This window comes from Streptomyces sp. NPDC058880 (genome assembly GCF_042742535.1).
Classification (GTDB): Bacteria; Actinomycetota; Actinomycetes; order Streptomycetales; family Streptomycetaceae; genus Streptomyces.
In genome coordinates, this window is sequence record NZ_JBHYMC010000073.1 from 22,800 (window position 1) to 35,729 (window position 12,930).

Consider the following 12,930-nt stretch of genomic DNA (forward strand, 5'->3'; position numbering starts at 1 on the left):
CCCTAGCCGAGTTCTTTGTCGAGCAGCGAGAGAAGGTCTGCTGCGGATGCGGCACTGATCTGGTCGGCGATGCCGACCGGTGCACCGGCGCCCGCCATGGAACGGACCCGGCCCTGGAGTTCGCCGAGCAGGGTGGAGATGGTGGCCTGCTCCCCCGCCGCGAGCCGGAGGAACGCTTCCTCCAGCCGGGCGCCCAGTCCTTCGATCTCCTTGGCCAGGTGGTCGGCCGAAGACTCCGGGGCGGCGGGTCCGGGGGTGATGCTCGCGCTCAGGAACTGCGCCAGGGCACTCGCGTTCGGGTAGTCGAAGACGAGCGTGGCGGGCAGCTTCAGGCCGGTCACCGCGGACAGCTTGTTGCGCAGCTCCAGCGCCGTGAGCGAGTCGATCCCGAGCTTCTTGAACGCCGCGGCCGGACCGATCTTCTTGGTGTCCGGGTGGCCGAGGACGACCGCGGTCTGGGTACGGACGGCGTCGAGCAGCAGCGCCTCCGCCTCGGCCGGCGGCAGCGTCTTCAGCTGCTGCGCGAGTCCGGCACCGGCGGCCTCGCCGGCGCCCGGCCCGCGGGATCCGGCCGACGTGCCGGCCAGAGCGCGCAGGAGCGGCGAGGAAGCGCCCGGGGCGGTGAGGTCGAGCCGTGCGGGCACCAGCACCGGCTCGTCGAGCGAGACCGCCAGGTCGAAGAGGGCGAGGCCCTCCTGCGAGGCCAGCGGCAGCACGCCTTGCCGCTGGAGGCGTACGACGTCCGTGTCGACGAGGTCGGCGACCATCTCGCTGCGCTCGGCCCAGAAGCCCCAGCACAGCGCGGTGGCCGGCAGTCCCTCGGACCGGCGGACCTCGGCGAGGCCGTTGAGGAATCCGTTGGCCGCCGCGTAGTTGGCCTGGCCCGCCGTGCCGACCACGCCGGCGATCGATGAGAACAGCACGAACGCGGACAGGTCGAGGTGCCGGGTCAGCTCGTGCAGGTGCCAGGCACCGTGCACCTTCGGGGCGAGGACGCTGTCCACGCGCTCCGGCGTCAGCGCCTCGACGACTCCGTCGGCGAGCACGCCCGCGCAGTGGACCACCGAGGTCAGCGGGTGCTCGGACGGCACCGCGGCGATGAGGGCTTCGACGGACTCGCGGTTCGTGACGTCGCAGGCGACGACCTCGACGCGGGCTCCCGCGGCGGTCAGCTCCTCGCGCAGGCCAGCCGCGGCCGGGGCCGCGGGGCCCCGCCTACTGCTCAGCACCAGGCTGCGCACGCCGTGGCGCTCCACGAGGTGGCGGGCCAGCATCGCGCCGAGGCCGCTGGTGCCGCCGGTGATCAGCACGGTTCCGGTGCCGAGCGCGGGAACTCCGTCCGCGCCGTGGGCGCCGTGGACGCGGACCAGCTCCGGAGTGGTCGCCTCGCCGGCGCGGATCTTGAGCTGGGGCTCGCCGGTGGCGGCCGCCGCCGGGACCGCCGCCCAGGACGCGGGCGTGCCGTCGGTGTCCACGAGCGTGAAGCGACCCGGGTTCTCGGTCTGCGCGGTGCGCACGAAGCCCCAGGCCGCGGCTGCGGCGGGGTCGGTGCGCCGTACGCGGTCGTCGCCGACCGCGTCGCGCGTCACGATGACCAGGCGGGAGTCGGCGAACCGGTCCTCGGCCAGCCATTCCTGCGTCCACCGCAGCACTTGGTGGACGGTCTGCCCGGCGCGGGCCGCGGTGTCGTCGCCGTCCGCGGCGGCCGGTTCGGTGCCGGCGATGACGAGGGGGGGGATCCCGGCGCCGGAGGCGGCGAGTTCCGCGAGGCCGGCGAAGACGTCGGCGCCCTCGTCCAGGGTGGCGGCGACGGCCTCGGGGGCGCCCAGCACCGCGTACGGGACGGTGGCGCCGGAGGTGGTGAGGGGGGCCCAGTCCACCTGGAACAGGGAGTCCCGGTGGTCGAAGCCCAGCGCGGTGAGCTTCTCGACGTCCGCGGGCCGCAGGCTCAGCGTGTCGATCCCTCCGACGGGGGTGCCGTCCTGGTCCGCGAGGGTCAGCGACAGGGCGTTCTCCCCCGCGGGGGTCAGGCGCACGCGCAGCGCGGCCGGCTCGGCGGAGTTCACGCGGATGCCCCTCCAGCTGAACGGCAGCCAGCCCTCGGGGCGGGAGTTGTCGACGAACTGGCCCAGGCCGACCGGGACCAGCGCGGCCTGCAGCAGCGCCGGGTGGATGCGGAACCCGCCGCGGCCGGCGCCGGCGCCGTCGGGCAGCCGCACCTCGGCGAACAGGGCGTCGTCGCGGCGCCAGAGCTTCTCCAGGCCGCGGAACAGGGGTCCGTAGCCGAACCCGAGGCCGGACAGGCGGGCGTACTCGTCCTCGAACGGCACGGCGGTCGCGCCCGCGGGGGGCCACACGGCGAGGCTCTCCCCGGTGCGGGTGGCGCCGGTGTCGGTGCCGGACCCGACGACGCCGACGGCGTTGCGGGTCCACTCGGTGTCGCCCTCGCCCCGCGAGTGCACGCTGATCACGCTCTTGGCGTCGACGACGACGCGGATGTCGCGGTCGGTGGTCCGGGAGAGCACCAGCGGGGTTTCCAGGACGAGTTCCTCGACGGCCTCGGCGCCCGCCTCGTGGGCCGCCCAGACGGCCAGGTCCAGCAGGGCCGTGGCAGGCACCAGGACGGCGCCGTGGACGATGTGGTCGGCGAGCCAGGGCTGGCGTTCCAGCGACAGCCGGCCGCCGGCGACCACGCCGCTGAGCTCGCCGTCCTCGGGCAGGTCGATCACGGCGTCGAGGAGTGGGTGGTCCGAGGTGCTGCGGGCATCAGTCTCGTCGGGGGTGTTCAGCCAGTAGCGCTGGCGCTGGAAGGCGTAGGTGGGCAGCTCGGCCCACGGGCCGTCCCAGCCACCGAAGGCTTGGTCCCACTGCACGGGGAGACCCGCGACGAAGGCCTCGGCGGCCGACCGGAGGAACCGTGCGAGTCCGCCTTCGCCCCGGCGCAGCGTGCCGACGGCAACAACTTCGACGCCCGCGCCGTCGAGGGTCTGCTCCACGTGGGCGGGCAGCACCGGGTGGACGGACGCCTCGACGAACGTGCGGAAGCCCTGCGCGGCGAGGGCGCGGGTGGCCTCCTCGAAGCGGACCGTCTGGCGCAGGTTGGTGTACCAGTACTCGCCGTCCAGCAGCGTGGTGTCCATCCAGTCGGCAGTCACGGTGGAGAAGAACGGCACCTCGGACGTGCGGGGTGCGAGGCCGGTCAGGACGCGGGCCAGCTCCTCGCGGATGGGCTCCACGTACGCGCAGTGCGAGGCGTAGTCCACCGGCACGCGGCGGACCCGGACCTCGTCGGCCTCGCAGCCGGCGAGGAAGGCGTCCAGCTCGGCCGGGTCGCCGGACACGACGACGGACGTGGGCCCGTTGACGACGGCGATCGACAGGCCGTCGGTCAGGCGCGCCCGCACGTCCTCTGCGGGCAGCACGACCGAGGACATGGCGCCCTGCCCGGACAGCGCGAGGATGGCCCGCGCCCGCAGGGCGACGACCTTCGCGGCGTCCTCGATCGACAGGGCTCCGGCCACGCACGCGGCGGCGATCTCGCCCTGCGAGTGGCCCACGACGGCCGCCGGCTGCACCCCGTACGAGCGCCAGACATCGGCGAGCGAAACCATCACGGCCCACAGCACAGGCTGTACGACGTCGACCCGCTCCAGCGCCTCTGCGTCGCCGAGCATCTCGTACAGGTCCCAGTCGACGTGCGGTGCGAGGGCGTCGGAGCACTCCTGCATCCGGCGTGCGAACACCGGGGAGGAGTCCCACAGCTCACGGCCCATCCCGACCCACTGCGCGCCCTGGCCGGGGAAGACGAAGACCGTCTTGCCCATGGGCCCGGCGACTCCGCGGACCACGGCAGCGCTGTCGTCACCGGCGGCAGCGGCGGCCAGGCCGGCGAGGAGCTCGTCCCGGCCGGCGCCGACGACCACCTGGCGGTGGTCGAACAGCGAGCGCGTGGCCACCAGCGAGCGGCCCACGGTGGCGGCGGGCAAGCCCGCGTCCGACGCCACGCTGTCGCGCAGCCGCAGCGCCTGCTCCCGCAGTGCCTCCGGCGAGCGCGCCGACAGCACCCACGGCAGCGCCGCGCTGACCGGGGCCTGCTCGGCCGTTTCCGGGGCGCGCTCCGGCTCGGGGGCCTGTTCGAGGATGACGTGTGCGTTGGTGCCGCTGATACCGAAGGCGGAGACGCCGGCCCGGCGCGGCCGCTCCGGGGCGCTGGTCCACTCGCGGGCCTCGGTCAGCAGCTCGACCCCACCGGCCGACCAGTCCACATGCGTCGACGGCCGGTCCACGTGCAGCGTCTTGGGCATCACCCCGTGCCGCATCGCCATCAGCATCTTGATGATGCCGCCGACACCCGCGGCCGCCTGCGTGTGACCAATATTCGACTTCAGCGAACCCAGCCACAACGGAGCACCCTGCTCCCGCTCCTGACCGTACGTCGCCAGCAGCGCCTGCGCCTCGATGGGGTCGCCGAGCGTGGTGCCGGTGCCGTGGGCCTCCACGGCGTCCACCTCGCCCGCCGGTACTCCGGCGTCGGCCAGGGCGGCCCGGATGACGCGGCGCTGTGCCAGTTCGTTGGGCGCGGACAGGCCGTTGGAGGCGCCGTCCTGGTTGACGGCCGAGCCGCGGATGACGCCCCAGATGCGGCGCCCGTTGCGGACGGCGTCGGAGAGGCGTTCGAGCACGAGTACGCCCGCGCCCTCGGAGAAGCCGGTGCCGTCCGCCGCCTCGGCGAACGCCTTGCACCGGCCGTCCTCCGACAGGCCGCGCTGCTTGGCCATCTCCACGAACATGCCGGGGGTCGGCAGGATCGACACGCCGCCGGCCAGGGCCAGCCCGCACTCCCCGGAGCGCAGCGACCGTACGGCCTGGTGGACGGCGACGAGCGAGGACGAGCACGCGGTGTCGGTCGAGACCGCCGGTCCCTCCAGGCCGAGCACGTACGACACCCGGCCCGAGGCCACGCTGTTGTACCGGCCGGTGATCGCGAAGCCCTCGATCTCGGCGGCCGCCCCGCCGCCCATCCGCGGGCCGTAGTCGACGGCGTAGATCCCGGTGAACACTCCGGTGTCCGTGCCCCGCAGGCTCTGGGGGTCGATGCCGGCCCGCTCCAGTGCCTCCCAGGAAGTCTCCAGCATCAGCCGCTGCTGCGGGTCGGCGGCGAGCGCCTCGCGCGGGCTGATGCCGAAGAACGGCGCGTCGAAGTCCCCGAGGTCGTCGAGGAACCCGCCCGAGCGCGTGTACGTGGTCCCGACGGTCTCGGGGTCCGGGGAGTACAGGGCCTCCAGGTCCCAGCCCCGGTCCGTGGGGAAGTCGCCCATGGCGTCCACTCCCTCGGACACGACCCCCCACAGGGCCTCGGGGGACGTCACCCCGCCCGGGAAGCGGCACCCCACGCCCACGACGGCGATGGGCTCGCGAGCGGACTCCTCCAGCTCGCGCACCCGCTCGCGCAGCTGCTGCACGTCGCCGACGGCGCGTCGCAGGTACGACCGGAGCTTGTCGACATCCTCCACCAGGGCCTCCCCCAACAGTTGCTTAGAAGAACGGTGTTGCTACAGGTATCCGCGGTCGATCAATTCGTACAAATCATCATCACTGTGATTTTCCAGAGCCGGTTTTTCCACCGGTTCCGGTTCCTCCACCGGTTCCGGCGCCTCGGGAACCTGCGGTTCGAGGAGGGAGAAGACGTGGCCGGCGAGCGCCTGCGGCGTGGGGTACGTGAACGCGACGGTGGCCGAGAGCCGCACTCCGGCCGCCCCGGCGAGCCGGTTGCGGAGCGCCACGGCCATGGACGAGTCGAAGCCGAGCGCCTTGAAGCTCAGCTGCGCGCCCGCCACGAGGGCGGCGTCCGCGGCGGCGCCGTTCGCGCTCAGCAGCGCTGCCGTTTCGGTGCACACGAGGGCGAGGACGTCGTCTTGCGAGTCCAGGTCCGCCCGGGTGCCCGCGCCCGGACCGCCCGCCTGCGCGGAGGAGCCGTTCGCAGCACCCGTGTCCTCGGCCTTCAGCCAGTACCGCTGCCGCTGGAACGCGTACGTCGGCAGGCCGATCCGGTGCGGCTGGTCCGCGGCGAACGCCGCCTCCCAATCCACCGGCAGGCCGTGTACGTACAGTTCGGCGAGCGACGCAAGGACCTTGTCCGCGCCACCGTCCTGCCGGCCGAGGGTGCCCACCACCAGCGGCGAGGCCGCCAGTGCTTCGGCCGTCTCCTCCACCGCCACCCGGAGCACCGGGTGCGGGCTGATCTCGACGACAGTGGTGTGCCCCTGCTCGATGACGCGCCGCATGCCGGCCTCGAACCGGACCGTCTGCCGCAGGTTGCGGAACCAGTAGGCGGTGTCGAACTCGGCGGGGTCGATCAGGTCTCCGGTCACCGTCGAGTAGACCGGCACCGTCGCGGGCCGCGGCGTGATGCGGCCCAGGCCTTCGGTGAGCCGGTCTTCGAACTGGTCCAGCAGCGGCGAGTGCCCGGGAACCGTGGATCTGATCAGCCGGGCACGGGCACCCCGGGCCTCGCAGGCAGCGAGCAGTTCCTCGACGGCCGCGGTCTCGCCGGAGACGGTGGTGGAGTTCGGTCCGTTGACCGCGGCGATCCCGAGCCGGTTGCCCCACTGCCCCATGAGCTCGCGCACCTGCTGCTCGGGCAGCAGGATGCCGGCCATGCTTCCCTGTCCGGCGACCGTGGCGAGCAGCTGCGAGCGCAGGGCCACGATCTTGGCGGCGTCCTCCAGCGTCAGGGCGCCGGCGGTGTAGGCGGCGGCGATCTCGCCCTGCGAGTGGCCGATCACCGCGTCCGGGGTCACCCCGAGCGAACGCCACACCCGCGCCAGGGCGACCAGCATCGCGAACAGCGCCGGCTGGACGACCTCGATCCGCTCCAGCGACGCGGCGCCCTCGACGCCGGTCAGCACGTCCACCAGGGACCAGTCCACGTGCGGCGCCAGGGCCTGCGCGCACTCGTCGACCGCGCGTGCGAACACCTGCGACTGCGCGTACAGCTGCTTGCCCATGCCCAGCCACTGCGAGCCCTGGCCGGGGAACACGAAGACGACCGGAGCCGCCGGCTGCGCGGCCGCACCGCGGATCGCCCTCGGCGAGTCGCTTCCCGAGGCCAGCAGGCCGAGTCCGGCCAGCGACTCCTCGCGGTCGGCGCCGAGCACGACCGCCCGGTGGCCGAACTGCGCGCGGGTCGACAGCAGCGAGTGGCCGACGGCGACCGCCGACAGCGAGGCGTCCGCGGCCACGAGCTCCCGCAGCCGCGCCGCCTGCTCCCGCAGGGCCGGCTCCGACCGCGCGGAGAGCACCCACGGCAGCACGCCGGAGACAGCGGCGGGAGCCGGGTCCTCGTCGGCCGCACGGGGCGCCGTCTGTGCCGCGGGGGCCTGTTCCAGGATCATGTGCGCGGTGGTGCCTCCCATGCCGAACGCGGACACCCCGGCCCGGCGCGGCCGGTCGGGAGTGCCGTGCCAGGGCCGCGCGGCCCGGACGACCTCGAAGTCCCGGTGGAAGTCGGGGATGCCGGGGTTCGGGGAGCGGAAGTTCAGGCTCGGCACCAGGTGGCCGCGGTCCAGGCAGAGCGCCGCCTTCACAAAGCCGACGATGCCCGCAGCCGGCTCCAGGTGCCCGACGTTGGTCTTCACCGAGCCGATCACCAGGGGGCGGCTGCGGCCGTTCTCCCCGAACGCCTCGCGCAGACCGGCGATCTCGGCCGGGTCGCCCATGCGGGTGCCGGTGCCGTGGGCCTCGACGTAGTCGATGCTGTCGAAGTCGACGTCCGCGCGCGCGAGCGCGGCCCGCACGGCGGCCGCCTGCCCGGTGGGGCTGGGGTCCGGCATGCGGGTGGTCGCGCCGCCACTGGCGACGCCCCAGCCGCGCACGACCGCGTAGACGTGGTCGCCGTCGGCGACGGCGAGGTCGAGGCGCTTGAGCACGACGAAGGCCCCGCCCTCGCCGCGGGCGAAGCCGTTGGCCCGCTCGTCGAAGGTAAAGCAGCGGCCGTCGGGCGACAGGGCGCCCAGGTTCGCCAGGCTGAGGCCCGCTTCCGGATCGACGACCAGGTGCACGCCGCCGGCAATCGCCATGTCGACCGCGCCGCTGCCGATCCGCTCGCAGGTGAGCGCCAGCGAAACGAGCGAGGAGGACTGGCCGGAGTCGGCGCAGAAGCTCATGCCCCGGACGTCGAACAGGCTGGAGATCCTGTTCGCGATCATCGCACCGTTCGAGCCGAGCGCGGCATAGTGGTCGTCCCGGTCGCTGCCGGACAGCTTGCGCAGCAGGTCGTACCCGGAGGGCGCGGTGCCGACCACGACGTCGATCTCGCGGCCGGCGAGCGCGCCCGCCGGGATGCGGGCGTCCTCGACGGCCTCCCAGGCGAGCTCCAGCCCCAGCCGCTGCACGGGGTCCATCGCGGCCGCTTCCGCCGGGCCCGTGCCGAAGAACTCGGCGTCGAACCCGTCGACGGATTCGAGGTACGAACCCGTCTTCAGGGTGGCCGCGTCCGGATGGGCGGCGTAGGCGGAGCCGGCCGCCCGGGGTTCGGGGAACGTTCCGACGGTCGATTCCCCGTCGAGCAGCAAGCGCCAGAACTCGTTCGGGTCGTTCACACCGGGGAACCGGCACGACATCCCGATGACGGCAATGTCGGCGGCTGCGCCACTCATACGAATTTCCTTCCGGTTCTCTCGGCAGGGGGCTGTTGCGGGTGGCACGGGGGTCACCGCCAGGTGCTCAGCGACTTCAGCAGCTCGTCGGGCGCGTCCATGAAGTCGTAGTGGCCGCCGTCGACCACCCGGATCTCGGCCGAGTCCGAGTACCGGCGCCACCCCGCCAGCTCTTCGAGGCTCACGTCGGTGTCGTCCGACCAGTGCACGACGACGATGGGGCAGTCCACCTTGACCGGCTCCGGCCGCCGGTACGCGGCCGCGGCGGCGTGATCGCGGAGCAGCACGAGCATGCCCAGGTCGACCATGTCCGGCCGCGGCTCGATCCCGCGGCCGCGGATGAACGCCTCCAGCTCGGCGCGCAGCTCGGGCTCAGTCATGGTGAGCATCCGGTCGCGCGAGGCGTCGTGCGGGGCGGGCTGGCCCGACACGAAGAGGCAGTCCGGACCGGGCAGGCCGCGCTCGGCGAGCCGGAGCACGGTCTCGTAAGCGGGCATCGCTCCCGCACAGTGCGCGAAGAACGCATACGGACGGTCCAGCAGCGGCTCCAGCTGCTCGACCAGGCTGTCGGCCAGGTTCTCGTAGGTGCCGTAGTGCGGGTGGCCCAGCCGGTTCTCACGGCCGGGGAACTGCACCGGGCAGACCTCGATGTCGTCGATCGCGGCCGGCCAGGCGCTGAACGCCGACGCCCCGGAGCCGGAGAAGGGCAGGCAGAAGAGCCGGGCGACGTGCGCGTCGGACTGCGGCCGGACGAACCACGGCGAGGGGAGGGTGGCGGAGGCGGTTGTCATGGCGTCTGTCGTTTCTTGCCGACGATAGGGAGGTGGGTCATACCGGCGATGAAGTACGACCGCAGGTGCTGCGGCTCGCCGGCGAGCTCAAGGGACTCGAAGCGCGTGAGCAGTTCCTCGAAGAAGATGCGCAGCGTCATCCGGGCCAGCGGCGCCCCGATGCAGAAGTGCGTCCCGAACCCGAACGCGGCCTGGCGCTTCGCGCCGTCGCGCGTGATGTCGAACGTGTGCGGGTCGGGGAACAGCGTCTCGTCCCGGTTGGCTGACCCGATCCACGCCACGACCGCGCCGCCGGCCGGGATCGTGCCCCCGCCGATCTCGACATCGTCCACGGCGTACCGCATGAAGTTGCAGGCGGCCGACGTCCAGCGCAGGCCTTCCTCGACGAGGTTCGGGACCAGCGACAGGTCGGCCGCCGCCTTCTCGTACTGGACGGGGCGCTCGATGAGCGCCTCGACCGTGCCCGAGACGGTGTGCGGGGTCGTCACGTTGGCGCCCAGGAGGATGCTGTAGCCGTCGAGCGCGATCTCCTCGTCGCTCAGCGTCTCGCCCCCCGGACGGAAGGTCATGAGGTGGTGGAGCAGGCTCTCGTCCTCTTCGCCGGTCTTCCGGCGCGTCTTGACCCAGTCCCGGACGTAGGTGAGGAGCTCGTGGTGCGAGATGGCCAGGGTCGCGGCCTCGCTGCCCAACTGGAAGTGCGGGTCCGAGGGGGCCGTCACCATCGCGGTCAGCTGGACGAGCTCTTCCCAGTCCTTCTCCGGGAGGCCGAGGAGGGGGCCGGTGACCATCGCCGGGAGCAGCAGCGCCTTGTCGGCCAGGTCGAAGACCTCGCCGTCGAGCGCCGGCTCCAGGAAGCGCACGACCGTGGCGCGGATCTTGTGCTCCCAGGACTTCACCGCCCGCGCCGTGAGCTTGGTGCCGAGCGGCCGGCGGACCTCGGTGTGGCGCGGCGGGTCGGTGGACGTCATCAGCACGCCGGCCGCGGGGTCGTCGGTCCCGAGGTGGGTGGGGACCGTGCCGCGCTCCGAGGTGAACTCGCGGTGGTCGCTGAGCACGCGGCGGACGTCCTCGTAGCGGGTCACCGACCAGAACTCCCTGCCGTCCGGCAGGACCTGGTGGTGCAGGGGCGCCTTGGCCCGCATCACGTCCCAGATCGGGTGTGGATCGCCCGACGTGTAGAGGTCCAGGTCGAACAGGTCGAGGCTTTCGAGGTCGAGGTCGCGCGCGGGGCCGGGCGTCAGCCTCACGCCGCCGCCCTCCCCTGCTCGATCAGCTCGGCGACGCGGGTCGGGGTCTGCGCCAGGTAGAAGTCGCGCACGGACAGCTGGACCCCGTAGTCCTGCGCCACCCGCTCGATGATCTTGATTCCGGTGAGCGAATTCCCGCCGAGCACGAAGAAGTCGTCTTCCACGCCGACGTTTCCGTTGGCGAGGAATTCCCCCCACATCTCCGCGATTTCCTGCGCCAGCGAACCCGGCGCGTTCTCGTCCAGTCCACCCTGCGGGTTCAGCACCTGCGGCGACGATTCCATTGCCAGTCTTTCCTTCCTCTGCCGACCGGGAGTGCCCGCTCGCGTCATTTTCGGCCCCGCCTCCGGCCGTCACCGCAATTGGCGGCCGATCAGGTCTTTTGCGTTGTCCCGCCGGCGAGACGGAATTCCTGAATGGCCGGATCAAGTGTCGCGTGAATTCACGTCCGCGCACACCGTGTCGGCCGGTGTCCGGTGCCCGTCGGCCGGTCGGGTTGAGAGTGGACCGGCACGCCCGTCCCGCCGGCGGGACGGGCAAGTCGCCGGCGTCGCGTCCCGTACCGGCACCGGCGTTCATTGACCGGCTGATCCGCTTTCAGTGAACGTGGAGGTGATTTAACGACGTTAGAGGCGCAGTGGAGTGAGGGGGAACGACGTGGGACACACCGGCATGGACGCGGACGTGGTGATCGCGGGCGCCGGGCCGACGGGCCTGATGCTCGCCTGTGAGCTGCGGCTGGCAGGCGTCGACGTGGTGGTGGTCGAGCGGCTCGCGGAGGCGACGGGCGAGTCGCGGGCCGGCGGGATCCATTCCCGCACGCTGGAGGTGCTGGACCAGCGCGGCATCCTGGACCGCTTCCTGGCGGTCGGGGAACTGCAGCCGGTGGGCCATTTCTCCGGCATGTACCTGGACTTCGACGACTCGGAGTCGAGGCATCCGTATCCGCTGATGATCTTGCAGTCCGCCATCGAGCAGCTACTGGAGGAGTGGGCCGGCGAGCTCGGCGTGCGGGTGCGCAGATCGTCCGAGGTGACCGGGATCAGCCAGGACGGGGCCGGAGTGACGGTCGAACTGGGCTCGACCGATGGCGGAGCCGCGCCGCTGCGCGCCCGCTACCTGGTGGGCTGCGACGGCGGGCGCAGCGCGGTGCGCAAGCTGGCGGGCATCGGCTTCCCCGGCACCGACGCGACGATGACCGCGCTGATCGGCGACGTCGAGCTCCCGGACCTGGACGAGGACTACATCTGGATCCGGCGCTGTGCCGGCGGCGACTACTCGGCGATCGCCTTCGAGCCGGGCTGGTTCCGGGTGATCGCATCCGAGTACGACCGCGTCGTGGACCGCGACGAGCCCGTGACGTTCGAACAGCTCCGGGAGTCGTTGACCAGGCTCGCGGGCACCGACTACGGCATGAAGAACCCGCGGTGGATCTCCCGGTTCAACGACGCGGCACGACAGGCCGCCCAGTACCGGCAGGGCCGGGTGCTGCTCGCGGGCGACGCGGCGCACATCCACTTCCCGGCTGGCGGGCAGGGGCTGAACATGGGCGTGCAGGACGCGGTCAACCTCGGCTGGAAGCTCGCCTCGGTGGTGCGCGGCCAGGCCCCGGAGAGCCTCCTCGACACCTACCACGCCGAGCGCCACCCCGTGGGGGAAAGGGTACTGCAGAACACCCGGGCGCAGTCGGCCCTGGCCCGCCCCGGCGCCCAGACGGACGCGCTGCGCGAGATCTTCGGCGAGCTCATGGTCTTCGACGACGTCAACCGCCACCTGCGCTCCATGCTGACCGCGCTGGACGTCCGGTACGCGGTCGACGGCAACCATCCTCTGACGGGCCGCCGGGTCCCCGACGCCGACCTCAAGACGGCCGACGGCGACACCTGCGTCTACACCCTGCTGCACTCCGGCCGCCCCGTCCTGCTCGACCTGGGCGCCGGCGCCGCGGTGGCAGCGGTGGCCGATGGCTGGGCCGACCGCGTCGACGTCGTCGAGGCGCGCAGCGAGGACGACGCGTGGCCCGTGCCGGTCATCGACGAGGTCCCCGCGCCCGTGGCGGTCCTCATCCGCCCCGACGGGCACGTCGCCTGGGCGGCCGACGCCGAAGACGCACTCGACACCGCGGCCCTGCGGTCCGCCCTCACCACCTGGTTCGGGCCCGCCCGGCAGGGGTGACAGCACCGCCCGGCACGACGACGGCGGCGGCCGTCAGGACCAGGTGATGGTCCTGACGGC

At 72.8% G+C, this 12,930-nt stretch carries 5 protein-coding genes and 1 pseudogene; 1 reads left to right on the forward strand and 5 read right to left on the reverse strand.

Annotated elements, in window-relative coordinates:
* Positions 1-2: 2 nt before the first annotated feature.
* The 5 genes and pseudogenes from ACFW2G_RS28910 to ACFW2G_RS28930 form a co-directional block, all read right to left on the reverse strand.
* Positions 3-5,513 (reverse strand): annotated as a pseudogene (locus ACFW2G_RS28910) (SDR family NAD(P)-dependent oxidoreductase); the annotation flags it as partial.
* A 39-nt stretch (positions 5,514-5,552) separates the two neighbouring features.
* Entirely contained in the window at positions 5,553-8,657 is a 3,105-nt protein-coding gene (locus ACFW2G_RS28915) for a type I polyketide synthase (RefSeq protein WP_384584518.1), read from the reverse strand.
* Between the two features lie 53 nt (positions 8,658-8,710).
* Positions 8,711-9,448: a thioesterase II family protein gene (locus tag ACFW2G_RS28920; RefSeq protein WP_384584515.1), complete on the reverse strand. Its 738-nt coding sequence runs from the start codon at positions 9,446-9,448 to the stop codon at positions 8,711-8,713.
* Complete coding sequence (locus tag ACFW2G_RS28925) at positions 9,445-10,695, reverse strand: cytochrome P450 (RefSeq protein ID WP_384584512.1); 1,251 nt, start codon at positions 10,693-10,695, stop codon at positions 9,445-9,447. Before ACFW2G_RS28925 ends, ACFW2G_RS28920 begins: the two co-directional genes overlap by 4 nt.
* Entirely contained in the window at positions 10,692-10,979 is a 288-nt protein-coding gene (locus ACFW2G_RS28930; RefSeq protein WP_384584509.1) for a phosphopantetheine-binding protein, read from the reverse strand. Before ACFW2G_RS28930 ends, ACFW2G_RS28925 begins: the two co-directional genes overlap by 4 nt.
* Before the next feature lie 373 nt (positions 10,980-11,352).
* Between ACFW2G_RS28930 and ACFW2G_RS28935 the strand changes: the two genes are divergently transcribed.
* Positions 11,353-12,870 (forward strand): FAD-dependent monooxygenase, encoded by a 1,518-nt coding sequence (locus ACFW2G_RS28935; RefSeq protein ID WP_384584507.1) that lies wholly within the window; start codon positions 11,353-11,355, stop codon positions 12,868-12,870.
* Positions 12,871-12,930: the final 60 nt, after the last annotated feature.